The following is a 26,576-nucleotide window of genomic DNA, read 5'->3' on the forward strand; positions in this document are numbered from 1 at the left end:
GCCACGGCGGACAGTGCTGCGGCCGCGCCGGGTCGCCAGGACACGGCAGCCGGGGGAGCGCAGGGACGCCGATGCCCGGATCCGCCCGGGCCGTGGCAGGTGTGCCCGGCCCCCGTCACCGCTTTCCCCGCTCGTCCACGATGCGCTTCAGCTTGCCCACCGACCGCTCCAGCGTCCCGCCGTCGACCACCTCGACGGTCACCGTGACGCCGATGCCCTCCTTCACCTGCCGCGCCACCTCGTCGGAGGCGGCCCCGCGCTGCTCCGGCGTCGCCTCCGGGCGGGCCTCGGCCCGCACGGTGAGGTGGTCCATCCGGCCCTCGCGGGTGAGGCGCAGCTGGAAGTGCGGGGCGAGGCCCGGCGTCCGCAGCACGATCTCCTCGATCTGTGCGGGGAAGAGGTTGACGCCCCGCAGGATGATCATGTCGTCGCTGCGCCCGGTGATCCGCTCCATCCGGCGGAAGGCGGGGCGGGCGGTGCCCGGCAGGAGCCGGGTGAGGTCGCGGGTGCGGTAGCGGACGACGGGCATGGCCTGCTTGGTGAGGGAGGTGAGGACCAGCTCGCCGTGGCTTCCCTCCGGCAGCACCTCGCCCGTGACCGGGTCGACGACCTCGGGGTAGAAGTGGTCCTCCCAGATGTGCAGCCCGTCCTTGGTCTCGGCGCACTCCTGGGCCACGCCGGGGCCGATGATCTCCGAGAGGCCGTATATGTCGACGGCGTCGATGGCGAAGCGCTCCTCGATCTCCCGGCGCATCTCCTCCGTCCAGGGCTCGGCGCCGAAGATGCCGGTGGTGAGGGACGTGCTGCGCGGGTCGACGCCCTGGCGCTCGAATTCGTCGAGCAGGGTGAGCATGTAGGTAGGCGTCACCATGATGATCCGCGGCTGCAGGTCCTGGATGAGCCGGACCTGGCGCGCGGTCATGCCGCCGGAGGCGGGGATCACCGTGCAGCCGAGCCGCTCGGCGCCGTAGTGCGCGCCGAGGCCGCCGGTGAACAGCCCGTAGCCGTAGGCCACGTGGATCCTGTCGCCGGGCCGGCCGCCGGCCGCGCGGATGGAACGGGCGACGACCTCGGCCCACGTGTCCAGGTCCCGGTCGGTGTAGCCGACCACGGTGGGCGTGCCCGTGGTGCCGCTGGAGGCGTGCAGGCGCCGGATCCGCGAGTCGGGCACGGCGAACATGCCGAAGGGGTAGTGCTCCCGGAGATCGGACTTGGTGGTGAACGGGAGGCGGGCGAGGTCGGCGAGGGTGCGGCAGTCCCCGGGCCGTATGCCGGCGGCGTCGAACGAGCGCCGGTAGAAGGGCACGTTCTCGTAGGCGTGGTGCAAGGTGGCCCGCAGCCGCTCCAGCTGCAGGGCCGTCAGCTCTTCGCGCGTCATCCGCTCGGCCGCGTCCCAGGGAGCCAACCGATCGTTCGGTCGTTGCATGAACTCAAGTTTTCAGAGGCGCCGCCGGGCGTCAAGAGGGGTGCCGGACCCTGTGGAGGAAGCAGCCCCGCGCCACCGGCCGCGCCCACCGGCCGCGCGAACCAGCCTCACGAACCGGCCACCTGAGTCGGCCGATCCGGTCAGGCGCCGGCCTCCGCGACCGCCCGCGCCCACCGGTAATCGGCCTTCCCGCTCGGCGACCTGCGGATCCGCTCCGTGAAGACCACGCTGCGCGGCACCTTGTACCCCGCGAGCCGCGCCCGGCAGTGCGCCTGCAGCCCGTCCAGGGTCAGGGCCTCCGCCCCCTCGCGCGGCTGGACGACGGCGGCCACGCGCTGCCCCCACCGCTCGTCCGGAACGCCCGCGACCAGCACGTCGTACACGTCCGGATGGGCCTTGAGCGCCTGCTCGACCTCCTCCGGGTACACCTTCTCGCCGCCGGTGTTGATGCACTGCGAGCCCCGTCCCAGGACGGTGATCTCGCCGTCCGCGCCGGCCCTCGCCATGTCGCCGAGCAGCACCCAGCGTTCGCCGCCGGCCCGGAAGAACGTCGCTTCGGTCCGGGCGGGGTCGTTGTAGTAGCCGAGCGGTACGTGGCCGCGCTGGGCGACGCGCCCCTCCTCGCCGGGCGCGACGGGTTCGTGCGTGACCGGGTCGACGACGGCCGTGCGGTCGTTGACGCGCAGCCGGAGGCCGCCGCCCGCGCCCGCGCCGCCCGGAGCAGCGCCCTCCGTGCCCGCGACGCCCGCCCCCGCCCCGTCCGTCGCGGTCCCGTTGAAGCCCGACTCCGAGGAGCCGAAGTTGTTGAGCAGCGTCACGTGCGGCAGCAGGGCAGTGAACTGTTCCCGCACGGTGGCCGAGAGCACCGCGCCCGAGCTGCTGACGCTGAACAGCGACGAGCAGTCGGTGCCCCGCATCGGCCCGGCCAGCGCGTCCACCAGGGGGCGCAGCATCGCGTCACCGACCAGCGAGATGCAGGTGACCTTCTCCTGCTCCACGGTGCGGAGCACTTCCTCGGGGGCGAACTTCCGGTGCAGCACGACCTTCTGGCCGTAGTCGAAGGCGATGAGCGCGGTCAGCGTGGACGTGCCGTGCATCAGCGGTGCGGTGGGGAAGAAGACCAGGCCCTCGCCCCCTTCCGCGACGCGGGCGGCCAGCTCCCGGGGGTGCTTCACCGGTTCGCCCGTGGGTGCTCCGCCGCCGAGCCCGGAGAAGAACAGGTCCTCCTGGCGCCACATCACGCCCTTGGGCAGGCCCGTCGTTCCGCCCGTGTAGATGATGACCTGGTCGTCCCCCGAGCGCGGCCCGAAGCCGCGCAGAGGCGATCCCGATGCCTCGGCCTCCGCGAAGGGGACGGGCGCGAGGGCCGGCTCGGGCGCGCCGTGCGGAGGCGTGCCGACGCGCACGAGGTGGCGCAGCAGCTCCGTACGGGGCAGCGCCGCGGCCACCCGGCCGGTGAAGGCGGCGTCGAAGACCAGCGCCACGAGGTCGGCGTCGCGGTAGAGGTAGGCCAGCTCGTCCTCGACGTAGCGGTAGTTGACGTTGACGGGCACCGCCCGGATCTTCAGGCAGGCCCAGAACGTCTGCAGGTACTCGACGCCGTTGTACAGGTGCAGCCCGACGTGGTCGCCGGGCCGGATCCCGCTGTCGCGCAGGTGGTGACCCAGCCGGTCGGCCGCCGCGTCGAGCTCCGCGTACGTCATCCGGCGCCCGGCGCCGCTCCCGGGGAGGTCCGCGTGGACCAGGGCCTCCCGGCCGGGCACCGCGTCCACGACCGACTCGAAGAGATCGGCGAGGTTGTAGTCCACGTCTCCTCCTGTCCGGGGGAACGGCGGCCGCGAGGCCATTAGAGCGCCGCGCGCCGCGGGGAGGAAGGGAGGGCGCCCAAGAAATCTGACGGGAAGTCAGAAAACTCTTGTACCCCGGACACGCCTCCTGCACCCTGTTCTGGTCACCGGGACGGGAGGGCCACCCATGAGCGGCACCGAACACCTCACGGTCGAACGCACCGGCGCCACGCTGGTGCTCACCCTCAACCGGCCGGAAGCGAGGAACGCCCTGTCGCTGCCGATGCTGGCCGGGCTCCACGACGGCTGGTTGGAGGCCGACCGGGACGACGCCGTCCGCTCCGTCGTCCTCACCGGCGCGGGCGGGGCCTTCTGCTCCGGCATGGACCTCAAGGCCCTGCACGGGCCCCCGAACCCGGCGGACGACCCGTACCGCGCCCGGTTCAAGGCCGACCCCGACCTGCACTGGAAGGCGATGCTCCGGCACCACCGGCCGCGCAAACCGGTCATCGCCGCGGTCGAGGGGCCCTGCGTCGCGGGCGGCACCGAGATCCTCCAGGGCACCGACATCCGCATCGCCGGGGAGAGCGCCGTCTTCGGCCTCTTCGAAGTGCGCCGCGGCCTCTTCCCCGTCGGCGGCTCCACCGTCCGCCTCCCGCGCCAGATCCCGCGCACCCACGCCCTGGAGATGCTGCTCACCGGCCGCCCCTACACCGCCGCCGAGGCCGCGCGCATCGGACTGATCGGCCACGTCGTCCCCGACGGCACCGCCCTGGAACGGGCGCTGGAGACCGCCGCGCTGATCAACGTCAACGGCCCGCTGGCCGTCGAGGCCGTCAAGGCCTGCGTCCACGACACCGCAGGCCTCGCCGAAGCCGACGGCCTCGCCCTCGAACTCGAACGCGGCCGGCCCGTCCTCGCCAGCGCCGACGCGAAGGAAGGCACCCGGGCCTTCGCCGAGAAGCGCCCGGCCGTCTACCGGCGCGCCTGAAGGGAGCACCGCCATGGCGGAGATCCTCACCGCACCCCTGACCGTCGCCTTCCCCTTCACCCGCTCCCTCGGCCCCGTGCAGAGCGCCTTCCTCACCGGCCTCCGCGAGCGCACGGTCCTCGGCGTGCGCACCCGCGACGGGCGCGTCCTCGTCCCGCCCGTCGAGTACGACCCCGTCACCGCCGAGGAGATCCGCGACCTGGCCGAGGTCGCACCCACCGGCACCGTCACCACCTGGGCCTGGAACCCCGCCCCCCGGCCCCGCCAGCCCCTGCGCACCCCCTTCGCCTGGGTCCTGGTGCGCCTCGACGGCGCCGACACCGCCCTCCTGCACGTCCTCGACGCCCCCGGACCCCACGCCGTACGGACCGGCATGCGCGTCCGCATCCGCTGGGCACCGGAGCGCACGGGCGCCATCACCGACATCGGCTGCTTCGAGCCCTGCGACCCGCACGAGGACGACGGAGCGTCCGGGCCCCGGATGCCCGCACCGCACGACGGCGACTTCGCCGACCCCGTCACGGGCATCGTCGCCCCCGCCCGGCTCGACTACACCTACACGCCCGGCCGGGCCCAGAGCCGCCACCTCGCCGCCCTCGCCGAGCGGAGGATCACCGGCGAACGCTGCCCCTCCTGCCGCAAGGTCCACGTCCCACCCCGCGGCGCCTGCCCCACCTGCGGCGTCGCCGCGACCGAGCAGGTCGGGGTCGGGCCGCGCGGGACCGTCACCACCTTCTGCATCGTCAGCATCAAGGCCAAGGACGCCGGCATCGAGGTCCCCTACGTCTACGCCCACATCGCCCTGGACGGAGCCGACCTCGCCCTCCACGGGCGCATCGGTGGCATCCCGTACGACCAGGTGCGCATGGGCCTGCGCGTCGAGCCCGTGTGGAGCGCGGACGGCCGCCACCCCGACCACTACCGGCCCACCGGGGAACCCGACGCCGCCTACGACACCTACAAGGAGCTGCTGTGAAGCCCGCCGACGCGGGCGGCGAGCGCGGCACGGCCCCCCGCGACGTCGCGATCGTCGCCTTCGCCCGCAGCGACCCCCGCGGCTCCGCCGAGGGGCTGTCCGAGACGGAGATGCTGCTGCCCGTCCTGCACGAGGCGCTGGGGCAGGCCGGACTCGCCCCCGGCGAGGCGGACTTCACCTGCTCGGGGTCGAGCGACTACCTCGCCGGCCGCCCCTTCTCCTTCACCCTGACCCTCGACGGCGTCGGCGCCTGGCCGCCCGTCGCCGAGTCCCACGTGGAGACGGACGGCGCCTGGGCGCTCCACGAGGCATGGGTGAAGATCCTCACCGGCCGGGCCGACACCGCCCTCGTCTACGCCCACGGAAAGCCCTCCGCCGGCCCCCTGCGGGACGTCCTCACCCGCCAGCTCGACCCCTACTACGTCGCACCCCTGTGGCCCGATTCCGTCTCCCTGGCCGCCCTCCAGGCCCAGGCCCTCATCGACGCCGGCCACACCGACGAGGAGGCCCTGGCAGGCCTCGCCCGCCGGGGCGGCGACGAGGCCCCCGCGGGCGAGTACGTCGTGCGGCCGCTGCGCGCGGGCGACTGCCCGGCCGTCACCGACGGAGCGGCCGCCGTCGTCCTCGCCGCCGGCGACACCGCGCGCCGCATGTGCCCCCGACCCGCCTGGATCCGCGGCATCGACCACCGCATCGAGGCCCAGGCCCTGGGCCTGCGGGACCTCACCGACTCCCCGTCCACCCGCCTCGCCGCCGAACGCGCCGGAGCCTTCCGCGCCCCCGTCGACACGGCCGAGCTCCACGCCCCCTTCACCTCGCAGGAAGTCGTCCTGAGGCGGGCGCTGCGCCTGGACGACACCGTCGCGGTCAACCCTTCCGGAGGCGCGCTCGCCGCCGACCCCGTCATGGCCACCGGCCTGATCCGCCTCGGCGAGGCCGCCGCCCGCATCCACCGGGGCGCCTCGGACCGGGCCCTGGCCCACGCCACGTCCGGGCCCTGCCTGCAGCACAACCTCGTCGCCGTGCTGGAGGGGGAGACCAGGTGAGCAAGGAACCCGTGGCCGTCGTCGGCATCGGCCAGACCAAGCACGCCGCGGCCCGCCGGGACGTCTCCCTGGCCGGACTCGTCCGCGAGGCCGCCGTGCGGGCCCTGGAGGACGCGGGGCTGACGTGGGCGGACACCGACGCCGTCGTCCTCGGCAAGGCCCCCGACTTCTTCGAGGGCGTGATGATGCCCGAGCTCTGGCTCGCCGACGCCCTCGGCGCCGTCGGCAAGCCCGTCCTGCGCGTGCACACCGCCGGGTCGGTCGGCGGCTCCACGGCCCTCGTCGCCGCCGACCTCATTGCGGCGCGCGTCCACCGGACCGTCCTCGCCGTGGCCTTCGAGAAGCAGTCCGAGTCCAACGCCATGTGGGGCCTGTCCCTGCCCGTCCCCTTCCAGCAGCCCCTGCTGGCCGGCGCAGGAGGATTCTTCGCCCCGCACGTACGGGCCTACATGCGCCGCAGCGGAGCCCCCGCATCCGTGGGTTCGCTCGTCGCCTACAAGGATCGCCGCAACGCCCTGAAGAACCCGTGGGCCCACCTGCACGAGCACGACCTCACGCTGGAGCGGGTGCAGTCCTCGCCCATGCTGTGGGACCCGGTCCGCTACTCCGAGACCTGCCCCTCCTCCGACGGCGCCTGCGCGATGGTCCTCACCGACCGCCGGGGCGCCGCCCGCGCCCCGCACCCGCCCGCCTGGGTGCACGGCGGCGCCATGCGCAGCGAACCCACGCTCTTCGCCGGCAAGGACTTCGTCTCGCCGCGCGCGGGCCGCGACTGCGCCGCCGAGGTCTACCGGCAGGCGGGCGTCACCGACCCGCGGCGCGAGATCGACGCCGCCGAACTGTACGTGCCCTTCAGCTGGTACGAGCCGATGTGGCTGGAGAACCTCGGCTTCGCCGCCGAGGGCGAGGGCTGGAAGCTCACCGCCTCCGGGGCCACGGAGCTGGACGGCGAACTGCCCGTGAACCCCTCGGGCGGCGTCCTGTCCACCAACCCCATCGGCGCCTCCGGCCTCATCCGCTTCGCCGAGGCCGCCCTCCAGGTGCGGGGGAGGGCGGGGGAGCACCAGGTCGACGGCGCCCGCAAGGCGCTCGGCCACGCCTACGGAGGGGGCGCGCAGTTCTTCTCCATGTGGGTGGTGGGCGACGAACCCCCCACCACCTGAAGGAGCGCACGGCGGAGCGTTCGCCGCCGTGCGGCCTGTCCGGCGCACGCCGCGCTCGCTAGGGTGGGCGCGGGACGACGACCGGGAGGAGCTTCAGCAGTGGCGGAGAGCACGACTGAACGACCGGCGGGCGACATCGCGCCCGAGCTCGACCTCGGCAACGCCGCCTGGCTGTCGAGCAGCCAGGGGACCGGCGATGTCCAGATCGCCTTCGTCGAAGGCTTCATCGCCATGCGCAACGGACGCCATCCGGACGGGCCCGCGCTGGTCTTCAGCCCCGGGGACTGGCGGGCGTTCGTACTCGGCGCGCGCGAGGGCGAGTTCGACCTCACCTGACGGGTGGTCAGCCCACCGGGGTGCCCTCCGTCAGCAGGGCGGCGTGGTGGCGGGCGGCCACCTGCGGGTGGGCGCGCAGCCAGCCCTTGATCTCGTTGCGGCCGTACTCCGCGAACAGCGGGTTGCGGTCGTCCTGGGTGACGCCCGGGGCGCGGTCGGCGTGCGCGAAGGGAACGGGCTCGATGCGGGCGTCCAGGCGCGGGTTGTAGAAGAACGGGACCGAGAAGCGCTCGCGGGTGCCGGACGGGCTGACCACGCGGTGGTTGGTCGCCTTCAGGTAGCCGTTCGTGGCCACCTCCAGCAGCTCGCCGAGATTGATGACGAACGCGCCCGGAACCGGCGGCACGTCGATGAACGACCCGTCGGCCCCCTCCACTTGGAGACCGCCGACCTCGTCCTGCAGCAGCAGGGTGAGGAAGCCGTAGTCCTTGTGGGCGCCCACGCCCTGGCCGGCGCCGTCCGGGGCGCTGCCGGGGTAGCGGACCAGCTTCAGGTGCAGATGGGGGCGGTCGGCGAAGGCCTTGTCGTAGAAGTCCTCGGGGGCGCCGATCGCGGCCAGCAGCTCGTGCAGCAGCCGCTCGGCCACCTCGCTCAGCCGGTCGATCCAGCGCAGGGCGGCGGTGCGCAGCTCGGGGAGGGCCGCGGGCCACTGGTTCGGGCCCTCCAGCCACCAGTAGCCCGGCTCGTCCTCGCCCGGCACGCGCGCCTCCCGCTCGGCGCCTATGTCGAGCTGGTCGCGCCAGTCCCGGCTGCCACCCGTCCGCTCGTCGCCGATGCGGGTGTAGCCGCGGAAGTGCGGGGAGTTGAGGTTGCTGACGGACAGCCGGTCGGCCTCGGGGAGCGCGAAGAACTCGCGCATGGTGCGCCACAGGTCGGCGGTCTCGGCCTCGGTGACGCCGTGGCCGGTGAGGTGGAAGAAGCCCACGTCACGGGCGGCCGAGTGCAGCTCCTCGTGGAAGCGGGCACGGGCCTCGGGACCGGCGGAGGCGGCGGAGAGGTCGAGGACGGGAAGCTTGTTGCTCATGAGGGTTGTCCACAGCGTGAGGGCCCGGATTTCCGTACGGCGGTGCGCCGGACGGCCGCCCCGCCGCCGCGGGTACGCGGGCAGGGCGGAGCGGGACCGGGAAACGGCAGGAAAGTAAGAAGGAAAAGCAGGCCACGGCCCGTGAAGAGGGCTGGGCAGGAAGAAGATCAGCCGTAGCGGCGACAGGACATGCTCGTGACGCGGAGGAGGTCCACGTGGCGGCGTTTGACGAGCATAGTCACGCGGTCATCGTATACGACCCGGCCGGGGACCGGCGTCCACCGCCCTGACCTGCAGGTTCCTGCAGGGGTCCGGACAGGGGAATCCCCCTGCCCCGGGGCCCGTGCACCCGAGACAGGGGGAGATCCGTCCGACGACGGCGTGGCTCAGTGGCCGCCGAAGCCGGGGTGACCGCCGTGCAGGCCGTGCAGGCCGGGGTGGCCGCCGCCCTTGTTGCCGGAGCCGTTGCCCGAGATGATCGGGATCTCGTCGAGGATGTGCGACAGCGGGTCGTCGCCGTCGCTGATCGTCGAGTTGTCGGTGCACTGCTGCTGCTGCTGGGACGTGAGGATCGGGATGTCCTGGATGCCGACGTTGAGGAGAATCGCCAGCACGGACTGGACGCCGATCTTCCCGATGCCCAGGCACGGCTTGTTGAGAGTGCCCTGGATCAGGCTCATCTGCGGGCTCTGCTTGCCGCCGGTCTTCGTGTTGCCGTAACCGGTGTGCGAAGCGTTGCCGTTGGCCACGTCCTGGTCGTTGCCGATCGCCATGGCCGGGCCGGCGATGGTGCCGACTGTGGTAACCGTCACGGCGGCCGTCGTGAGTACCTTCTTGAGCACGTCTGTGCCTTTCGATCGATTAGCTGCCTCTCACAGACAGGGAAGCGACCTGAGTAACTCGGGCTTATAACGGAAGTTTCGGGAATTCACTCATTTGCTCCAGGCCGGCGATTCCGGGGAAGAGGGAGCTCGCCGCTGCCTGGTAGCGTGCGCCCGCAGCGGCGTCTTCGGCCGTCGGCCCGCCCGGACAGCGCCCCCACAAGCTGCGTCCGGGCGGGCTTCTGACCGCGTTCCGCAGCAGGGGGCCCGTCCGCCGGGAGTGCTCGCGGCGGTGTCAGCGGCGCGGATGCCCGGGGGCGAAGGGGACCCCGCTCACCAGGCCCCGCACGCCGATGACCAGCGCCTCGCCGAGGAAGCTGACGCCGATGTTCAGCTGGACCGGCCGGGCGCCCTCGGACACGCCCGCGTGGGTGGCGAGCAGGCCGAAGCCGCCCATGATCACCAGGGATCCCGCGAGGACCAGGAACGTCCGGCCCGTGTAGCGCTGCCAGAGCGCTCCGGCCTTCTCGAAGAGCTGGACGGTGGCTCCGCGCACCGCGCCGAGCCCGCAGCCCAGGAGGGCGCCCGGGATCACCCAGGCCAGATCCGTCCCCGTCAGGTCCTCCGCCTTCGCCAGGGACACGACGCCGATGGTGGTCAGGACCACCGGCGGTATCAGCAGGTCACGCGCGTTGAGCGGCTCCCCCTTCAGCCGCTTGATCACCACGACGATCACCACCACGGCGATGATCGCCCCCAGCAGCCAGCCGTTCACGAGGCACTCCCTCCCAGGTTTTGGCACGCCTGTGCCAAAAAGCGATGGTAGCTCGACCGTGCTATAAAGCCAACATGCCGAAGATCGTCGACCCCGGGGCGCGCCGCAGGGCCGTCGCCGAAGCCGTCCTCCGCGTCGTGGGCCGGCGCGGCCTGGAGGCCGCCTCCCTGCGCAACGTCGCCGAGGAAGCGGGCCTCGCCATCGGATCCGTGCGCCACTACTTCAGCGACCACGACGAACTGGTGATCTTCGCGATGGGGGAGCTGACCGGCCGCATCGAGGCCCGCGTCCGCGCCCACGCCGACCGGCTCCTCGACCCCGCCCACGCGGCGGAGCGCCGCACCCGCTCCGAGGATCTCCTCGCCGAATTCCTCCCCCTCGACCAGGAGCGCCACGAAGAGGCCGTCCTGTGGATCGCCTTCGCCACGGCGGCCCGCACCCGGCCGGGACTGCTGCCCCACGCCCGGCAGTTGCAGGACGGGATGCTCGGCGTCGTGACCCGCGTCCTGCGCGGCGCCCAGGAGGCGGGCGGCCTGCCCGCCGGCCTGGACGTCGGCACGGAGAGCCTGCGGCTGTCGGCCCTGCTCGACGGCCTCACCCTGCAGGCCGTCCTCCAGCCCGGCAGCCTCACCCCGGACGTCCTCCGGCAGGTGCTGCGCCGTCACCTGGACAGCCTGCGCGCCTCCGCCTGACGGCCCCGCCCGGCCCGCCCTGCCGCCCCACCCGCCCCTTCGTACGCCCGCTCCGCCGCCCCGTCCCGCAACGGCGCGCGGACGGCCGTGCCGTTGCTCTCCCCGGCGCCACGCCAGGGCCCCGGGCACGTACGATGTGGGCATGTCCTTCCTCCGCCGCCGCAGCGCCACGCCCACCGGGCCGGACTTCGACGTCCTGGCCATGGACCCGGGGGACTGGCCGGGCGATCTCGGGGCCGGGCTGCTGCCCGCGCCCGACGGCAGCTGCCAGGGTGTCTTCCTCCGCTACGACCTCTTCGGCGGGCGCGGCCCGGCGATGATCATCGGCAATATGCCCGAGGGCTCCCCGGTGCGCGAGCTCGAGGAGGGCCAGGTGCCCTTCGAGGTCACGCAGCTCCTCCAGGCCCTCGGCAACGACGAGCCGGTGGAGGTGCTGGAGACCGAGGACATCCCGGTCATGCACGAGGACAATCTGCTGATCGTCCGGCGCATCAAGTGCTCCGAAGGCCGCATCTCCTGCACCCAGTTCGACCGCAGCGACGGCGTCCTCGTCACCATCGCCAGCTGGGACCGGCCCATCACCGACGAGCTCTACCAGCTCCTCAAGCCGCTGCCCGCCGAGATGTTCCAGACGGCCTGACGCCGCGCTCCTCCCGGAGCCCCTGCAGCATCCACCGCACACGCGCACGCACGCACACCGGAGCCCGGCACGGCAGACGCCGTACCGGGCTCCGTCGTCGTGTGCGCCGGGCTACTGGTTCGAGGGCTGCACCGTCACGTCAGCGGCCTTCACGAAGGCCACCCGGTGCCCGAACTGGATCTCGTAGTACGCGTCCTTGCCCTTGATCACCTTGTGGCCCGCGGGATCGAAGGTCTTCGCCCACAGATACTCGCCCGGCACCCGCGGCCCCACGACGTACGACTGGCCGGCGAGCAGCTTGTACGGCAGCGGCGCCAGGGCCTGCACCGGCACGCCCGGGGGATACGCCTCCGCCTCGGGATAGGCGCGCCCGTAGACCGCGACCTCGTCCAGCCCCTCCTTCGGGGTGGCCACCCGGCCGAACGCGCTGACGGCGGTCGGCTGCGACCACGGGTTGCGGAACCACGCCTGCTGGCCCAGGTACCAGATCGCCGTCCAGGAGCCCTTGCGCCCCGCCACCGCGAACTGCTGGCCCGTCGAGGCGCGGGCGCCCGTGTCGTTGACGTCGATCGTGCTCGCACTGCCGTCCGGACGCAGCCCGGCGTCCTTCACCAGCGGCGCCTTCTCGTTCGGCGCCGTGTGCAGCCGCACCGCACCCGAGCCGTGCGGTGCGCAGGGCTTGGCCGGACCCGTGCAGCCGGTGTACGCGGGCTGGTGGGCCTCGTAGTCGGGAAGGATGGTGACCATGCCGCCGGACGTGCCCCCCGTGGGGTGGAACGGCCTGCCCATCAGGTCGAAGTAATGCGCCCAGTCCCAGTACGGGCCCGGGTCGGTGTGCATGCCCCTGATGGTCGACGGCGTCGTGCCGGGGACGTTGTCGTGACCGAGGATGTGCCGGCGATCCAGGGGGATCTTCAGCCGGGCCGCCAGATGCCGCACCAGACGGGCCGAGGTGCGGTACATCTCCTCCGTGTACCAGGCGTCGGGCTGGGCGAGGAAGCCCTCGTGCTCGATGCCGACGGACTTGGCGTTCACGTACCAGTTGCCCGCGTGCCAGGCGACGTCCTTGGTGCGCACGTGCTGGGCGATATGGCCGTCCGCGGAGCGCACGGTGTAGTTCCACGAGACGTAGGCCGGGTCCTTGACCAGCTTGATCGTCGTCTCCCAGGACCCCTCGGTGTCGTGGATGACGATGAACTCGGTCTTCTGGGAGGCCGGGCGGTCCGCCAGATCGTGATTGCCGTAATTGCCGTCGCCCTGCAGCTTCTCGTACGGCGCGGGGATCGCCTCACAGGCCACCGTCCTCGGGCACTCGGTCCCCTCGTCCGGGGCGTCCGAAAGGCCCAGCCGCCGCACCTGGTCCGTACGCCCGCCGAGGCGCGGGCTGCCCGGCAGGGCGACCCGCTGGCCCGCATCGGTGGTGCGCCGCTCGCCCGAACGCATCACGTCGAAGACGTCACGGGCGAAGGTGGCGGCCGTCGCCGTGTCCGACGCGCCCGGATAGCCCGCCACCGCGCCGTACCAGTCGGCGGGATCCTTGCTCAGGGGCAGCCCCAGCCGCTTCTGCGCCGCCGCGAGCAGCGCGGCGCCCCCCTTGACGTTCGCGGCGGGATCCCGGCGCAGCGCCTCGCGCGACAGGCCGGACGCCTGCGCGGCCCGCTCCAGCGTACGCAGCCGCGCGGGGACCTCACCCGCCGGCAGGGCGGGCGGGTGGACGGCCCGGGGGAGCGGGCGGGCGCCGTCGCCCCGCGGGTCCTCGCGGCCGTCGCTGTGGTGCGGGGCCTCGGCCAGGGCGTGGACGGCATCGGTGAGGTGCATGGGGCCGTAGCCGCCGGTGACGCTCGGCGCACCGCCGTGGGCGTCCCAGCGCGACTGCAGATAGGAGACCCCCAGCAGCACGCTCTGCGGGACCCGGTACTCACGGGAGGCCTCGGTGAAGGCCCGCTGCAGGGCGCCGGCGCGCGGCTGCCGCTCCGTGGCAGTGGGAGTGGCCGTCGCTTGGGACGCCAGGGGCAGCAGCAGGGCGGCCGAAGCCATGACTCCGGCCGCCCTGAACGCGGCCTGTCTTCTTCGCCGTGGTCTGAGAAGGGCGGTCCACGGTCGGGGAGCGGATCCTCGCAATGCAGCCTCCTCGGGGCGGCCCGTGCCACGCGCGGGAACGGTCTGGGGCGCGATCGGGCGTGCGGGACCGGACGTAACCAGAGGTAGCCCCTGGCGGACGTTCCGTCAATCATGCTGCTGCGATGCATGTTGCCCACGGCTGCTGCTGCGCCTCTTGCTTCCCGGCACCTTCCCTCCGGAGGAGACGGCGACACGCCGCGCAGCGTGCGCGGCGTGTCGCGGAGGGGGCGGAGGCGGTGGGTCAGCGGGTGCCGACCGCTGCCCGGACGGCGCGCCTGGCGAGTGCGCAGTCGTCGTGCAGGCGGCGCAGCAGCAGCCGCTGCTCCTCACCCGACTCGGCCGCTCCGGGTGCCGCCGGGGCCGGCTCGTCCACGGCCCGCTGCACGGCCGTCTCGCAGGTACGGATCTCGCGGGTCAGCACGAGCATGAGATTCACCAGGAAGGCGTCACGCTGCACCGTGCCGGCCTGCTGGGCGACCTGGCTGATGTGACGGCGCGCCGCGGGGGCGTCGCCGAGGACCGTCCACAGCGTGGCGAGGTCGTAGCCCGGGAGATACCAGCCCGCCTGGTCCCAGTCCACCAGCACGGGGCCGGTGGGGGCCAGGAGGATGTTGGAGAGCTGGGCGTCACCGTGGCAGAACTGCCCCTGGACGTGGGCCAGCCCGTGCAGCAGCTTCTGGAGATCGCCCATGTCGCGGTCGGTCAGCAGGCCCAGCTCGTGGTAGCGGGCGATGCGCTTGCCGTAATCCAGCGGCATGTCGAACATGCCGGCCGGCGGCCGCCAGAGGTTGACCCTGCAGATCGCGCCGAGTGCGGCCCGCACATCTGCACGGGGCGGCGCCTCCGAGGGGTGCCGCTGCAGGGCGGCGGGACGCCCGGGCATGCGCTCGATCACCAGCGTGCAGTTGTCGGGGTCCGCGGCGATGAGCCGCGGCACCCGCACCGGCGGACGGTGGCGGACGAACGCACGGTATGTAGCTATTTCGTGCCGGAACCGCTCGGTCCAGGACGGTGAGTGTTCCAGTAAACACTTGGCCACTGCCGTGGTGCGGCCTGTCGAGCCGACCAGCAGGACCGAGCGCCCGCTGCGGCGCAGGACCTGGACGGGGTTGAACTCCGGGCAGATGCGGTGCACTGCGGCGATCACCGTGCGCAATTGCGTGCCCTGAGGGCCGGACAAGTCGATTCTCCCGCTGAGCGGTTGCCCCCCCAGCCCCGGGGACCGCCGGGCCCGTCCGCCCCCGAAGGCAGCCCCCGCGGCGTGGGAGGGGTCGAGGTACGGCCCGCCGCCGGCGTGGGGAGGGCGGAGCCGGGGCGGGGCGGACACGGAGGACGAGGCTGCATACATGAGCGGAACGGATCCCTTCGTGTGCCGACGAGTTGCCGCGCTCCCCCGGTCCCCGGGCCGGCGTGCACCCTGGGGAATGCACGTGGTCCGCGGCCGGTGCCCCCGGACGGTCCCTTTCGGGCGTCCGTGGGCGGTACCGGCCGCTTCCCTGCCCACTGCTGGGCCGGCCGGCGGCGGCCGGGGTGGCGCGTTCCTACATCACACCCGCCCGCGGGTGGCACACCATGTGGCGGACCCTGGCGAACCCTGGCGAATACTCGCCTGGCCCATGACGGCCCGCTACCTTCAAGTCAGCCGAGAACCTGGGGGCTTGACGTGACGAGGGAACCCAACACCCGCCTCGCGGATCTGTTCGGCCTGGCCGGATGGTCCAAGGGCGAACTGGCGAGGCTCGTGAACCGGCAGGCGGCCGTCATGGGCCACCCGCAGCTGGCGACCGACACCTCGCGGGTGCGGCGTTGGATCGACATGGGGGAATCCCCGCGCGATCCCGTGCCCAAGGTGCTGGCAGCCCTCTTCACCGAGCGACTCGGCCGTGTCGTGACCATCGAGGACCTCGGGTTCGGTCGGCGAGGGCGCGCGGGCAGGGGGCAGTCCTCGGACGGCCTCCCCTGGCCGCCCGAGCGGACCGCCGCGGTCCTCACCGAATTCACGGGAATGGACCTCATGCTCAACCGACGCGGCTTGGTGGGTGCGGGCGCCGCGCTCGCCGCAGGCTCAGCACTCAGCAGCGCCATGCACGACTGGCTGCACTCCGATCCGGTCCTCGCCTCCGACTCCCCCCGTTTCGACGATCCGCTGCGCAGCAACGCCGTCCACGCCGAAACCGCCGGGCTCGACCGCTACGAAGCCGCGCCGGTGGGTTCCACGGAGATCGACGCCCTGGAGCGCTCCGTCGAGGTGTTCCGCGCGTGGGACGCGGCCCGCGGCGGCGGGCTGCAGCGCAAGGCGGTGGTCGGCCAGCTCAACGAGGTGGGGGGCATGCTCTCCTACCACCACCCCGATCACCTGCAGCGCAGGCTCTGGGGCGTCGCCGCGAACCTCGCGGTGCTCGCCGGCTGGATGTCCCACGACGTGGGCCTCGAGCCCACCGCCCAGAAGTACTTCGTCATCGCCGCCCACGCGGCCCGCGAGGGGGGCGACCGGCCCCGCGCCGGCGAGGCCCTCTCCCGTGCGGCCCGCCAGATGGTGCACCTCGGCCGGCCCGACGACGCCCTCGACCTGATGACGCTCGCCAAGTCCGGCTCCGGCGACGAGACCCTGCCGCGCACCCGCGCCATGCTCTACACCATCGAGGCCTGGGCGCAGGCGTCGATGGGCCGGGGCCAGGCCATGCGGCGCACCCTCGGCGAGGCGGAGGAGCTGTTCGTCTCCGACAAGCGGGACGTGCCGCCCCCGAGCTGGATGCAGCACTTCGACGAGGCCGACCTCCACGGCATGCAGGCCCTGGCGTACCGCACGCTCGCCGAGCACGACCCAGGGGCCGCGGCCATCGCCCAGCAGCACGCCAGGGAGGCGCTGGCCCTGCGCAGAAGCGGTCACCAGCGGTCGATGATCTTCGACTACATCTCCATGGCCTCCGCCTGCTTCATCAGCAACGACCCCGAGCAGGCGGACACCTACGCCCGGCTGGCCCTGGTGTCGATCGGGGAGACCTCCTCGCACCGCACCTGGGACCGGCTCCGCGAGATGTACCGCCTGACGGGGAAGTACGCGGGATACGCCCGGATCGAGGATCTCCGGCAGGAGATCAAGCAGGCGCTGCCCAAGGCCCCCAAGGCACAGCCCAAGAAGGGCGGCACCGGCGGAAAGGGGATGGCGGTGTAAGCCGCCGGGTCATGCGCCGGGCGATCCCGGCAGTGGATGCGGCCGGCGGTCCGGTGCTGTTGACGGCTTCAGCCGCTCACAACGGTCTCAGTCGTTGACGCGCCCGATCAGCAGGCAGGCGTCGTCCTCGCGCTCCTTGCCGCCGAACTCCTCCAGCACGGCCCGTACGCACTCCTGTGCGCACTTCGCCGTGGCGAACCGGGGGGCGAAACCCAGCAGTCTGTCGATGACGGTCTCGGTGATCGGCCCGGCGCTGTGGGGAGAGAGCCCATCGGTGTGCAGGAGAAGGACGTCACCCGGCTCCAGGAGCTCCTCCGCCTGTCCGTACGCGGCGCCGGAGACGGCCCCGAGCAGCATGCCCTCCGGCGGCTGCAGCGCACGGCCCTTCCCCCGGCGGAAGAGCAGAGGCGCGGGGTGGCCCGCCTGGGACCAGGTCAGGGTGCGGGTCGCGGGGTCGTAACGGCAGCAGACGGCGCTGCCCAGGGCGGGCTGCGCGGAGGCGTCGAGGAGGTGGTTGAGCCAGCCCATCAGCGGGCCGGGGTCGGCACCGGTCACGGCCATGCCGCGCAGGGCGCCCAGCAGCATGGCCATGCCGGAGGTGGCGGTGGCGCCGTGTCCGGTGAGACCGCCGACGCTGAGCAGGGTCTGCCCCGCGGGCAGCCGCAGGGCATCGAACCAGTCGCCGCCGATGAGGGCGCTGCTGGCGGAGGGGAGGTAGTGAGCGGCGAGATCGAGGGTGCCGGGGGAGCCGTCGGACTGCGCGGTGCCGCCTTCGGGGAAGTGCAGGGAGCCGCGCCACGGTGGCAGCACGGCTTCCTGCAGCTCGACCGCCAGCCGGCGCTCGGCCTCGGCGAGGTGCTGCCGGCGCTGCAGCGAGTGGCACGTCTCGTCCACCGCCTCGCGGCTGCGGCGGAGCTCGCTGACATCCCGTAAGACGGCCCACATGGAGGCCGTGGAGCCGTCGGCGCCGAGGACGGGCTCGCCCATCATGTGCACCGTACGGACCGAGCCGTCGCTGCGCACGATGCGGAACTCGCCGTCGATGGGCTTGCCGTCGACCAGGCAGCCGGTGACCATCGCGGTCAGCTGCCCGCGGTCCTCCTCGGGCAGCCAGGAGGGCAGCTCGTCCAGCGTCAGCGGGCCGTCCTCGGGGTGGCGGCCGAACAGCCGGAACAGCTCGTCGGACCAGGTGGCCTCGTCGGTGAGGAGATTCCACTCGGCGCTGCCGACCCGGGCCGCGGCCGTGGCGGGCGGGGCCGGGGGCGCCGGGGCGGTTCGCACCGCGCCCGGGGCGTCGGCCGGGCCGGGCGCCGGCGGGCCCTCGCGCAGCTGGCCGAGGTGCTCACCCAGATCGTCGAGGTGGTGGGCGGCCAGATCGCACAGGGCGCGGTGCCAGCGCCGCCGGGCGTCGTCCGGCTCCTCCGGGGCCGCCGCCTCGCGCCGCACGGCGTCGAGCCCGCCGCGCAGCTGACGCGTCTGCGAGATGAGGGCGTCGACCGTGCCGTGCTCGGGCGGCTGAGCTGCGGAGGAGTCCGCGTGGAGGGGGGACGGCATCTCGTACTCCGATTGGGGGGCGCGGCGCGGCCGCTCCATAGGGTCCGCGGAATGGGCCGTAACGACTGTTGCACAGCGAGCGAGGGCCTGTAAGTGCTTTGGCAACACCCGATCCGGTGGTGTCTGAGGCATATGCCTATGGCAGGGCGAAGTGGCGGTGAAGGTTCAGCTTGGGGGTGACCAAGTGATTACGGGGAGTGGGGCCGGGTCAACGTGGGGGCGGAGTGGCCGAGGAGTGGGCAAACCGGACAGGACTCGGCGGAATCCCTCACTCCAGGTAGGCTGCGGGGCGCTCGACCGACCTCGAGTTCCCCCTGTTCACCACGCATAGCACCGGTGGACACCGGCAAGAATGCCGGACGACGGAAATCCCGTTGCCAGCCGACTCCCCGCACCGGATGCTGACCCCATGTTCGATCCAGACATAGCGCCCAGCGGCACCCTGCTCGGCCTCCTTCAGCGAGGCCGCGGCGACGGGACCCTGCATGCCCTCGCGGCGCCGCGGGCGGAGGCGCTCGCGGCGCTCCACCACTGCCTCCTCAGCGACCCCAGGCGCGACTGGCAGGTGGAGAACCGCTCCCTCTATTACGCGCGCCTGTGTCTGGACCTCGACGCCGGGCTCGACGGGATCGACGCCCACCTCTTCGACGCCGACGACCTCCTCGACAGCGCCGAGGAGCGCACCGGCCTCGCCCTCGCCGTCCTCGGCCACCTCGCCTCGTACGGCCGGGAGGACGCCCTCCTGCTGCTGCGGCGGTACGCGATCTCCGGAGCCAACTGGGCCTGGGCCCTCGACGAGCTCGCCCTGCGCGACGACGACGCGGGCCTGCTCGCCCTCGGCGAGAGCATCCTCGCCCGCTTCCCGCGGACCCAGGAGGGCGAGAAGGACCTCGCCGCGGCCGTGCGCGACGCCTTCGAGCCCCGCCCCTGGCGGCTGTGGGCCGACGCGGCCCAGTCGCCCGCCACCGCGGACCGGGTGCGCGCCGCGCAGGAACAGGGCTCCTTCGACCGCTGGCAGCGCCAGCTGCGCCCCACCGGCCCGCGGCCCGGCTGGAGCGTGCGCGAGGTCCTCGACTGGGCCCAGGAGGGCCTCGGCCTGCACCCCGTCCAGCTGCGCCACGTCCCGGCGACCCGCTGCCTGAACGCCGTGGCGGGCCCCGAGGACCGGCTCGAGATCATCGAGGCCGCCGCCTTCGGCCCCGAGGGCGCCCGGGCCACCGCCCTGCGCTACCTCGCCGAGCACGACGACCCCCAGGCGCTCGACCTCATCGAGACCGCCGCGGCCGAGCCCGGCGAGCTCGTGGCCGAGGCCGCCGTCACCGCCTTCGAGCGGATGCGCGGCACGGCCGCCCTGGAGCGGGCCCGCGCCTGGATCCACCGCGCCGACGCCCTCGGCGGCGCGGCGGCCGGCATGCTCGCCTCCCGGGGCGCCCCCTACGACGCGGCGCTCGTCCTCGGCGCGCTGCGCCGCACCGTCCGGGCCGAGGGGCCCGACGCGCCGGTCCTGTGGGATCTCGTGCCGGGCGCCGGACGGCTGGGGATCACCTGCGCCGCGCCCGTCCTGCGGCACATCTACCGCGAGACGTCGTCCTCGCACCTGCGCGGGCGCACGGCGCGGGCGCTGGCCGCGACGGACCCGTCGTTCGCCAAGGGCTTCGCGGTCGAGTGCCTGTGGGACTGCGAGGAGACCACCCGCGAGCTCGCCGCGCACCACGCCGCCACGGCCGACGCCCGCGTCGTCGAGCAGCTGCGCCGGCTCGCCGCGGATCCGGCCGAGGAGGACGAGGTCCAGATCGCGGTCCGCAGCCGTTTCGGCCCGGAGTCGGCGGTCTGACCGGCCTGCGAGCAGAATGATCGCGTGAATGAGATAGCAGGCGATTCGAAGACCGGCGTAACGGCAACCCGCGTTCCGGCGACCGGTGCGAAGGCAAGGCGGGCGGCGGCCGCAGTGGCGGTCCTCGTGGCCGCGCAGATGGCGGCCGGGACGGTCGCGGAGGCGGCCGCCCCGCCGTCCGCGCAGGCCGTGGCCGTGGCGGGCAAGGCCGCGGACGGCACGACGGCCCCCGTCAGGATCACGGAGGGGCAGGTCGCCGAGGCCGCTCCGGGCGGCGCGATCCTCTACCCGAGCGTCACCAGCTGCCTGACGGTGACCGTCCGGCTGCGCGACGGGGGCCTCGTGGGCGCCCACGCCAGCCTCTTCCAGGTGCCCGGCGAGTACCGCTCCGACCGCATCCTGTCCGAGCTGAAGCGCACGGTTGGCAACCGGCCGGTGCGCGCGGTCGAGGTCAGGGGCGCCGTCGGCGCCTGGGACCCGAGCTACTTCGTCAAGGCGATCGAGAGCTACGGGGACGGGGAGGCCGTGCCCTTCCCGGAGTCACCCGACCCCGGCGGCATCGCCGAGGCGGTGGCCAAGGGCCTCGGGCAGCCCCGCGCCCTGGTGACCGTCGAGGACGTGCCGGACGGCGACCAGACCGTCCGCTGACGACCGGGTGCGGGGCGGCACGGCCGCCCCGCACCCTCGTTCTCCGCTCAGGTGCGACGGCGCTTGAGGGCCTTGCGGATCAGGACGATCGCCAGAATGATCATGGCGATCACGAAGACGAAGACCAGGATCATCACGATGATCATGAAGATGCCGAGCTTCTTGAAGAAGCCCTTCTTCTTCTTTTTATCCTTCTTCGGCTTCTTCGCCGCCGTGGTCATGTGCCCCTTGGAGGACCGGTGCCCGTGCGCGGCCTGCAGCGCGGACGCGGCGCCCGTGCGCTCGGCTCCCGCAGCGGCCCCGGTCCCGGCCTGACGCTCCACCGTGGCGACGGCGGCGGCCGGACGGGCCTGCTCCGTCGCCTGGGCGGAGGCGGGGGAGACCAGCAGGGAGGCGCCCAGCGCGAGCGCCGCGACGACGGCCGCCCGGCGGGCCCGCTGCCACCGCCGCCGTACGGCGTGCGCCGCCGCGCCCGCCTGCTGCTCGTCGTCCATCAGCTCAGCGTTCATTGACGCCCCCATCGGTGTTTCCGGGTGTTCTTGCGCGTACGGGTGCACTCCGGCCGCGACGGGCCGCGGGGCCCGCCCGCCGGAATGCGGCCCCTATTATCTGCACACCGACAAGCCGATCAGCAGGGCGCACGGAAGCTCTGGAACCAAACCGGAACGATCGGCTCCTGAGGCGTGGTCACTATCCCGCACTATGAGCGGATTGGAGTTTCCCGTGCCCACCGCCCGGGGCGCCTCGGATGCCCGTGTGGGGTGCGCGGCCCATGTGCCGGGTATGACGTCGGCGGCGCAGGCCCGTTCGCCGCCGGTCTCGGGACGACCGTCACATCCGTGGCCTCCGGGGCAAGAGCGCCGAACGCGACAGGCGTGACAGGAATCCGGACACTTGCCGTCTGGTTCCATCAAAGACGCGCATTGTTCACTCAGAAGTAGCGAAAGTTCACCCAGCGTTTCTCTATGTTTCGGGTACTTCCTACGCACAGAGAGTGAGCGATGGACTCCCTACGACACCTCGCCGCCCACCTGGGGCTCGACCTCGTGGCCGTGTGCCTGCTGACGTTCGCGATCTACTATCCCCGGCACCGGCGGCGCGACCTCGTGCCGGCCTATCTGGCCCTGAACGTCGCCCTGTTCACCGTCGTCGCGGCCCTCGCGGAGCTGGGCGGCAGCGGTGGCATGGCCCTCGGGTTCGGAATGTTCGGCGTGCTGTCGATCATCCGGCTGCGGTCGGACTCCGTGCAGCACGAGGAGGTGGCGTACTACTTCACCACCCTGGTCCTGGGGCTCATCACGGGGCTGCCGCACGTCGCGTTCGGGCTCGCGGCCGCGCTCAGCGCGGTCCTGCTCCTCGTCGTCTACGCCGCGGACCACCCCCGTCTGCTCGCCCGTTCCCGCCGCACCGTCGTCACCCTCGACACCGTGCACGCCGACCCCGCCGCCCTCCGCGCCGATCTCGCCCGGCGCCTCGGCGACCCGATGCACTGGACGGTCATGGAGGTCGACTACGTGCGCGACCTGACGGTCGTGGACGTGCGCTACCGGGAGCCCGAGCCGGGAAGCCGCCGGGGGAGCGCCGCCCTCGCCGGAACCGAAGCCCGGACCGAACCCCGGACCGAAGCCCGCGCCGAGGCCGGAGCCGAGGCCGCACCCGCGTGGGGGGCCGCGTGACCGCCACCGTCCGGCAGGCCGCTCCCGCGGGAGCGCCCGCGGAAGTCCCCGCGGTGCCGCCCGCCTCCGCCGCGGCGGTCCGGGCCATCCAGGACGCGGCGCACGCCACCGCGCCCATCCCCCTCGCCGAGGTCAACGCGCGCGCCGAGCTGATGGCGCGCTTCGACCGGAGCTACCTCGTACCGGCGGAGACCTTCCTCTATATAGCGGCCCGGCTGACCGACCCCCGCAGACCCGGCGGCCCCTTCCGCGCCCTCACCATCGACGGCCGCCGCGCATTCCGCTACCACTCCGTCTACTACGACACCCCGGGCCTGCGCTCCTTCCACGACCACCGGCAGGGCCGCAGGCTCCGGTTCAAGGTGCGGGAGCGGGTCTACCAGGACACGGGGGAGCGGCAGTTCGAGGTCAAGCTGAAGGGGCGCCGGGGCGACACCGTCAAGCACCGGCGGCCGCTGGCCGGCACGGACACCCCGCTCGACGCGGGCTACCGCGCCTTCCTCGCCGACACCCTGCGGCGCTCCTACGGCATCGACTCGCCCGCGACCCTGCAGCCCTCGCTCAGCACGGACTACCTGCGCGCGACGTTCGTGGCCGACGGGGAACGCATCACGTGCGACGCGGGTCTCGTCTGCGACGACCTGCGCGCCGGGGCCGGGCACCGGGTGCGTTGCGCCGCGGACCTCGTCCTCGTCGAGACCAAGACCGCCGGGCACCTGACGGACGCCGACCGGCTCCTGCACGCGTGCGGGGTGCGGCCGGCGGTCTTCACGAAGTACTGCGGGGCGCTGGCCGCCCTCAGCCCGGCCCTCCCCGCCAACCGCTGGCGGCGGGCGGCGCGTTCCGCGTTCGGGGAGGCGGAGAAGTAGGGGAGAGGGGCCGGACCTGCCGTGAGGAGACGCCGCGCGGCGGCGCTACCGACCGCCGTCACGGGGCGCCGTCAGCTCCTTGAGCTCCTTGTCGAGCCACTTGAGCACCACCGGGTACTCCTCGCGCCACGTCTGGAAGTTGTGGCCGCCCTCGTCCCGTACGAGCTTGTCGACCTTGAGCGGCGGCTTGGCCTTCTGCGCGAACTTCAGGCTCGGCCCGTAGTTGCCCTCGTTCTTGCTGGTGCCCACGAGCAGGGACACCGGCGGCGGGGGCATGTGCTCCAGACGCCACGTCAGGTCGTTCTCGTTCCTGTACGCCTTGCTGCCGGCGTAGAGGTCGCCCGTCTTGCCGTCCTGGCGTGCGAAGTAGTCGGCGGACAGGCCCGCTGCGGCGCCGTAGCGCGCCGGGTTGGTCATCGCGAGCTTCAGCGCGCAGTAGCCGCCGGTGGAGTTGCCGACGGCGCCCCAGCTGCCGGGGGCGTCGGAGGCGCGGTAGACGTCGGTCACGGCCAGCGGCACGTCCTCGTTGAAGAAGGCGAGCGCCTGCGGACCGCCCGGCACGTCCGTGCAGTTGGTGTCGCGGTCGGCGACCACCGAGGGCCGGACCAGCAGGTAGATCGTCGGCCTGATCTCCTTCTTCATGATGGCGGCGGAGGCGGCCTGCGGGACCTTCAGCTGGGTGATGAGGTTCTTGGAGACCCCCGGCTGGCCGGTGATCACCACCACCACGGGGAACTTCTCCTTCTCGTGCCCCTTCTGGAAGTACTCGGGCGGCAGGTAGGCGTAGCCGTCCATGCTCAGCCCGGTGACCGGTCCGCGGATCTGCACGCGGTCCACCTGCCCGGCCTTCTCGCGGGTGCCCTTGAGCCCGATGGACTCCTGCCCCTGCACGGTGAGGGCGGGCGGCCGCCTGCCGTCCTTCGTGCCCGGCTGCAGGACCTGTTTGCTCGACGCGCGGCCCAGCAGCTCGTTCCAGTTCGAGTAGAAGCCGTACTCGTTGTTCGCGGCGACGAGCAGCACGGCCAGGATGCCGACCTGCGTCACGACGAGCAGGCCGAGGCGGCCCGCCCACGCCAGGGGTCCCTTCCGCGCGGCCCGGGGCCACAGCCACAGCGCGAGCGCGCTCACCGCGACGGCGATGAGCACGAGGACGAGCAGGAACGTCTGGGACGTCAGACCCACGGCAGTCACTCCTCTTGGAGGGCGCGTTACGCCGGGAGAGACGGGGAATCAGTGGAAGGGGTTTCGTCTTTTGAGACAGAATTTCATCTTATATGGAAAGGGGTGGCCGCACTCCTGGTCCGGCCCCCCTCGTCCGTCCCCCGTCCGGCCGTCCCTCAGCCGGCGGCCTCCAGCCGCTCCAGCAGGGCCGCCTCCCGCTCCGGGGCGAGCCCCAGCGGCGGCCGGTCCGGGCGCTGCGGGGCCCGGCCGCCGAGCTCCTGCAGCCATGCCCACGTGGCCGCCACGGTCTCGGCCGCGGGCCTGCAGTGCAGTCCCGCCGCGAGGGCCTTGGAGGCGTCCCCCCGGTGGAGCACGTCGTACAGCTCGCCCGGCGGCACCCACACCGGCAGATCGGTCCAGGGCTCGATGCCGGCGGACAGGATCTCCTCGGGCCCGGTCCAGCGCAGGACCGCACCGGAGCCCGTCGCGCGGACGCAGGCCTCCAGCAGCTCGCCCATGGTGGCGTGCCCGGGCGGGCTCACGAGGTTGTACGGGCCGCCGAGCCCGGCCGCGAGGGCGTCGAGGATCCAGGCGGCGAGGTCGTGCACGTCGATGTACTGCACTCCCAGGTCGCGCGGGCCGGGGGCCAGCACCGTCCCGCCGCGGGCGATGCGCCCCAGCCACCACGGCAGCCGGCCCACGTTCTCGCCGGGGCCGAGGACGAGCCCGGCCCGTACCAGCAGCGCCCGGTCGCCGAAGGAGCCGAGGGCCGCCAGCTCCCCGCCGCGTTTGGCCTCCGCGTAGCCCACGTCGCCGGCGTCCGGCGAGCCGTCCACCACGGGCCAGTCCTCGTCGTGCCCGGCCGGCGAGGGGTAGGTGTACACCGAGCCGCTGGAGACGTAGGCGTACCGCCCGGCGCGCCCGGCCAGCAGCCGCGCCGCGTCCCGCACGGCCGACGGCGCCCACGACCAGGTGTCGACGACGGCGTCCCACTCGCCGTGCCCGAGCGCCCGCAGCCCGTCCGCGTCCCGGCGGTCGCCGTGCAGGGCCGCGACGCCCTCCGGCGGCGCGTGGCGGCCCCGGTGGAAGACCGTCACCTGCCAGCCGCGGGCCAGGGCCGCCTCGGTGACGGCGCGGCCCACGAACTCCGTGCCGCCCAGTATCAGTAGCCTCATGCCCCCACCCTGCCTCCTGGACCCCACCTCGGGGAAGGAGGGACGGGCGGTAAGGGGCCGGGAAACGGGAGGGCGGGGGGCGGGAGGGGGCGGAGGCGGGCACCGCCCCGAAGGGGGGCAACCTTACTTAGAGGGCGAGGAGTTGCTTCCGGTTGCGTCCCGGCACGGACGGCGGTCCCGACCGGTGAGATCGCCTACGGCGGCGGCCGGGGGGATGTATGCGGCGATCAGGGGATACAGAAGAAAAGTCGGACGGCTGTCATCAGGCCGATCTCGGGACGGCCCGGCGCTCACGGTACCCCTGGGGCGCCCGGGGGCACGCGTCCGGGCGCCCGTGCCGGACGGCGGTGTCGCCACAGGTCACCGGTGGGCCCGTCGCCCGGCGCGGCGGTGTCGCCCGCGCCGTGGAGCGTGATCGCGCGGCGCTCAATTCCGGCCAGGGAAGCGCGAGTTCCGTCCCGCTCATGGCCAGTGGGCCAGCGAGACCTCCGGGCATGGCGCACTATATGCCTGGGCGGTCGAGAGACTGTTGAGGGACTCAAGTGCCTCTCGATGCCGTGGCACGGGCACGCTTGTGCCCGCCGCCCGCGCTGTGCCGTGCGGTCCGGCTCCGGCCGTGCGGTCCGGTCACGGGCATCGGTGTCCGTGCCGTTGGGGGGATCGGGCAGGCGGTCGGGTGGGGAGGC

General features: G+C 73.3%; 24 protein-coding genes. 12 read left to right on the plus strand and 12 right to left on the minus strand.

The window, feature by feature from the left end:
- Nucleotides 1–115: 115 nt before the first annotated feature.
- Both paaK and AS857_RS02960 read right to left on the minus strand, forming a co-directional pair.
- Nucleotides 116–1,426 carry a phenylacetate--CoA ligase PaaK gene (paaK, locus tag AS857_RS02955; RefSeq protein ID WP_058041519.1) on the minus strand — a complete coding sequence of 437 codons (1,311 nt, stop codon included), beginning with the start codon at nucleotides 1,424–1,426 and terminating at the stop codon, nucleotides 116–118.
- A 140-nt stretch (nucleotides 1,427–1,566) separates the two neighbouring features.
- Nucleotides 1,567–3,234 carry an acyl-CoA synthetase gene (locus AS857_RS02960; RefSeq protein ID WP_058041520.1) on the minus strand — a complete coding sequence of 556 codons (1,668 nt, stop codon included), beginning with the start codon at nucleotides 3,232–3,234 and terminating at the stop codon, nucleotides 1,567–1,569.
- 166 nt (nucleotides 3,235–3,400) lie between these two features.
- On the opposite strand from AS857_RS02960, the gene AS857_RS02965 reads away from it, so the two are divergent.
- The 5 genes from AS857_RS02965 (at nucleotide 3,401) to AS857_RS02985 (ending at nucleotide 7,725) form a co-directional block, all read left to right on the plus strand.
- Nucleotides 3,401–4,204, plus strand: a complete 804-nt coding sequence (locus tag AS857_RS02965; RefSeq protein WP_058041521.1) for a crotonase/enoyl-CoA hydratase family protein — start codon at nucleotides 3,401–3,403, stop codon at nucleotides 4,202–4,204.
- Nucleotides 4,205–4,217: 13 nt separating this feature from the next.
- On the plus strand, nucleotides 4,218–5,180 hold the full coding sequence (locus tag AS857_RS02970) for a Zn-ribbon domain-containing OB-fold protein (protein WP_058041522.1): 963 nt from the start codon (nucleotides 4,218–4,220) through the stop codon (nucleotides 5,178–5,180).
- On the plus strand, nucleotides 5,177–6,226 hold the full coding sequence (locus AS857_RS02975) for a lipid-transfer protein (protein ID WP_058041523.1): 1,050 nt from the start codon (nucleotides 5,177–5,179) through the stop codon (nucleotides 6,224–6,226). Before AS857_RS02970 ends, AS857_RS02975 begins: the two co-directional genes overlap by 4 nt.
- Nucleotides 6,223–7,389 (plus strand): thiolase domain-containing protein, encoded by a 1,167-nt coding sequence (locus AS857_RS02980; RefSeq protein ID WP_058041524.1) that lies wholly within the window; start codon nucleotides 6,223–6,225, stop codon nucleotides 7,387–7,389. Before AS857_RS02975 ends, AS857_RS02980 begins: the two co-directional genes overlap by 4 nt.
- 99 nt (nucleotides 7,390–7,488) lie before the next feature.
- The gene (locus AS857_RS02985) at nucleotides 7,489–7,725 is read left to right on the plus strand and encodes a DUF397 domain-containing protein (protein ID WP_058041525.1); all 237 of its coding nucleotides are present in this window, start codon (nucleotides 7,489–7,491) and stop codon (nucleotides 7,723–7,725) included.
- A gap of 7 nt (nucleotides 7,726–7,732) precedes the next feature.
- On the opposite strand, the gene AS857_RS02990 is transcribed toward AS857_RS02985, so the two are convergent.
- The 4 genes from AS857_RS02990 to AS857_RS03000 form a co-directional block, all read right to left on the minus strand.
- Nucleotides 7,733–8,749: an isopenicillin N synthase family dioxygenase gene (locus AS857_RS02990; protein WP_058041526.1), complete on the minus strand. Its 1,017-nt coding sequence runs from the start codon at nucleotides 8,747–8,749 to the stop codon at nucleotides 7,733–7,735.
- A gap of 167 nt (nucleotides 8,750–8,916) precedes the next feature.
- Nucleotides 8,917–8,991 (minus strand): putative leader peptide, encoded by a 75-nt coding sequence (locus AS857_RS42235; RefSeq protein WP_353620260.1) that lies wholly within the window; start codon nucleotides 8,989–8,991, stop codon nucleotides 8,917–8,919.
- Between the two features lie 144 nt (nucleotides 8,992–9,135).
- On the minus strand, nucleotides 9,136–9,591 hold the full coding sequence (locus AS857_RS02995; protein WP_245699560.1) for a rodlin: 456 nt from the start codon (nucleotides 9,589–9,591) through the stop codon (nucleotides 9,136–9,138).
- A 274-nt stretch (nucleotides 9,592–9,865) separates the two neighbouring features.
- The gene (locus AS857_RS03000; RefSeq protein WP_058041527.1) at nucleotides 9,866–10,345 is read right to left on the minus strand and encodes a CcdC protein domain-containing protein; all 480 of its coding nucleotides are present in this window, start codon (nucleotides 10,343–10,345) and stop codon (nucleotides 9,866–9,868) included.
- A 74-nt stretch (nucleotides 10,346–10,419) separates the two neighbouring features.
- Here AS857_RS03000 and AS857_RS03005 point away from each other — a divergent pair, with 74 nt between their 5' ends.
- Together AS857_RS03005 and AS857_RS03010 are read left to right on the plus strand one after the other, a co-directional pair.
- Nucleotides 10,420–11,037: a TetR/AcrR family transcriptional regulator gene (locus tag AS857_RS03005; RefSeq protein WP_058041528.1), complete on the plus strand. Its 618-nt coding sequence runs from the start codon at nucleotides 10,420–10,422 to the stop codon at nucleotides 11,035–11,037.
- A gap of 142 nt (nucleotides 11,038–11,179) precedes the next feature.
- The gene (locus AS857_RS03010) at nucleotides 11,180–11,677 is read left to right on the plus strand and encodes a hypothetical protein (protein ID WP_058041529.1); all 498 of its coding nucleotides are present in this window, start codon (nucleotides 11,180–11,182) and stop codon (nucleotides 11,675–11,677) included.
- Nucleotides 11,678–11,788: 111 nt separating this feature from the next.
- On the opposite strand, the gene AS857_RS03015 is transcribed toward AS857_RS03010, so the two are convergent.
- Nucleotides 11,789–13,798, minus strand: a complete 2,010-nt coding sequence (locus AS857_RS03015) for an N-acetylmuramoyl-L-alanine amidase (protein ID WP_079110015.1) — start codon at nucleotides 13,796–13,798, stop codon at nucleotides 11,789–11,791.
- 241 nt (nucleotides 13,799–14,039) lie between these two features.
- A complete protein-coding gene (locus AS857_RS03020) occupies nucleotides 14,040–15,146 on the minus strand; it encodes an aminoglycoside phosphotransferase family protein (protein WP_079110016.1) in 1,107 nt (368 codons plus the stop codon).
- A gap of 315 nt (nucleotides 15,147–15,461) precedes the next feature.
- On the opposite strand from AS857_RS03020, the gene AS857_RS03025 reads away from it, so the two are divergent.
- A complete protein-coding gene (locus AS857_RS03025; protein WP_058041532.1) occupies nucleotides 15,462–16,973 on the plus strand; it encodes a DNA-binding protein NsdB in 1,512 nt (503 codons plus the stop codon).
- An 87-nt stretch (nucleotides 16,974–17,060) separates the two neighbouring features.
- On the opposite strand, the gene AS857_RS03030 is transcribed toward AS857_RS03025, so the two are convergent.
- A complete protein-coding gene (locus tag AS857_RS03030) occupies nucleotides 17,061–18,527 on the minus strand; it encodes a PP2C family protein-serine/threonine phosphatase (protein WP_058042067.1) in 1,467 nt (488 codons plus the stop codon).
- A 409-nt stretch (nucleotides 18,528–18,936) separates the two neighbouring features.
- Between AS857_RS03030 and AS857_RS03035 the strand changes: the two genes are divergently transcribed.
- Together AS857_RS03035 and AS857_RS03040 are read left to right on the plus strand one after the other, a co-directional pair.
- Complete coding sequence (locus tag AS857_RS03035; protein ID WP_058041533.1) at nucleotides 18,937–20,361, plus strand: hypothetical protein; 1,425 nt, start codon at nucleotides 18,937–18,939, stop codon at nucleotides 20,359–20,361.
- A 24-nt stretch (nucleotides 20,362–20,385) separates the two neighbouring features.
- On the plus strand, nucleotides 20,386–21,009 hold the full coding sequence (locus AS857_RS03040; RefSeq protein WP_063804146.1) for a hypothetical protein: 624 nt from the start codon (nucleotides 20,386–20,388) through the stop codon (nucleotides 21,007–21,009).
- A 47-nt stretch (nucleotides 21,010–21,056) separates the two neighbouring features.
- Here the strand turns inward: AS857_RS03040 and AS857_RS03045 are convergent, their stop codons facing one another.
- Nucleotides 21,057–21,518, minus strand: a complete 462-nt coding sequence (locus AS857_RS03045) for a hypothetical protein (protein ID WP_063804147.1) — start codon at nucleotides 21,516–21,518, stop codon at nucleotides 21,057–21,059.
- 492 nt (nucleotides 21,519–22,010) lie between these two features.
- Between AS857_RS03045 and AS857_RS03050 the strand changes: the two genes are divergently transcribed.
- On the plus strand, nucleotides 22,011–22,685 hold the full coding sequence (locus AS857_RS03050) for a DUF4956 domain-containing protein (RefSeq protein ID WP_079110018.1): 675 nt from the start codon (nucleotides 22,011–22,013) through the stop codon (nucleotides 22,683–22,685).
- Complete coding sequence (locus AS857_RS03055; RefSeq protein WP_245699561.1) at nucleotides 22,682–23,554, plus strand: polyphosphate polymerase domain-containing protein; 873 nt, start codon at nucleotides 22,682–22,684, stop codon at nucleotides 23,552–23,554. The genes AS857_RS03050 and AS857_RS03055 overlap by 4 nt, the downstream gene beginning before the upstream one ends.
- Nucleotides 23,555–23,599: 45 nt before the next feature.
- On the opposite strand, the gene AS857_RS03060 is transcribed toward AS857_RS03055, so the two are convergent.
- Entirely contained in the window at nucleotides 23,600–24,736 is a 1,137-nt protein-coding gene (locus tag AS857_RS03060; RefSeq protein ID WP_058041535.1) for an alpha/beta hydrolase-fold protein, read from the minus strand.
- Nucleotides 24,737–24,891: 155 nt separating this feature from the next.
- A complete protein-coding gene (locus tag AS857_RS03065) occupies nucleotides 24,892–25,890 on the minus strand; it encodes an NAD-dependent epimerase/dehydratase family protein (protein ID WP_058041536.1) in 999 nt (332 codons plus the stop codon).
- Nucleotides 25,891–26,576: the final 686 nt, after the last annotated feature.

Source organism: Streptomyces roseifaciens (genome assembly GCF_001445655.1).
Classification (GTDB): domain Bacteria; phylum Actinomycetota; class Actinomycetes; order Streptomycetales; family Streptomycetaceae; genus Streptomyces; species Streptomyces aureoversilis.

Coding starts and splice junctions, on each gene's coding strand:
- AS857_RS03045 (WP_063804147.1), bottom strand. CDS start 21,518: ATGAACGCTGAGCTGATGGACGACGAGCAGCAGGCGGGCGCGGCGGCG.
- AS857_RS03010 (WP_058041529.1), top strand. CDS start 11,180: ATGTCCTTCCTCCGCCGCCGCAGCGCCACGCCCACCGGGCCGGACTTC.
- AS857_RS02965 (WP_058041521.1), top strand. CDS start 3,401: ATGAGCGGCACCGAACACCTCACGGTCGAACGCACCGGCGCCACGCTG.
- AS857_RS03035 (WP_058041533.1), top strand. CDS start 18,937: ATGTTCGATCCAGACATAGCGCCCAGCGGCACCCTGCTCGGCCTCCTT.
- AS857_RS03005 (WP_058041528.1), top strand. CDS start 10,420: ATGCCGAAGATCGTCGACCCCGGGGCGCGCCGCAGGGCCGTCGCCGAA.
- AS857_RS02970 (WP_058041522.1), top strand. CDS start 4,218: ATGGCGGAGATCCTCACCGCACCCCTGACCGTCGCCTTCCCCTTCACC.
- AS857_RS03050 (WP_079110018.1), top strand. CDS start 22,011: ATGGACTCCCTACGACACCTCGCCGCCCACCTGGGGCTCGACCTCGTG.
- AS857_RS03020 (WP_079110016.1), bottom strand. CDS start 15,146: ATGTATGCAGCCTCGTCCTCCGTGTCCGCCCCGCCCCGGCTCCGCCCT.
- AS857_RS02990 (WP_058041526.1), bottom strand. CDS start 8,749: ATGAGCAACAAGCTTCCCGTCCTCGACCTCTCCGCCGCCTCCGCCGGT.
- paaK (WP_058041519.1), bottom strand. CDS start 1,426: ATGCAACGACCGAACGATCGGTTGGCTCCCTGGGACGCGGCCGAGCGG.
- AS857_RS03065 (WP_058041536.1), bottom strand. CDS start 25,890: ATGAGGCTACTGATACTGGGCGGCACGGAGTTCGTGGGCCGCGCCGTC.
- AS857_RS03030 (WP_058042067.1), bottom strand. CDS start 18,527: ATGCCGTCCCCCCTCCACGCGGACTCCTCCGCAGCTCAGCCGCCCGAG.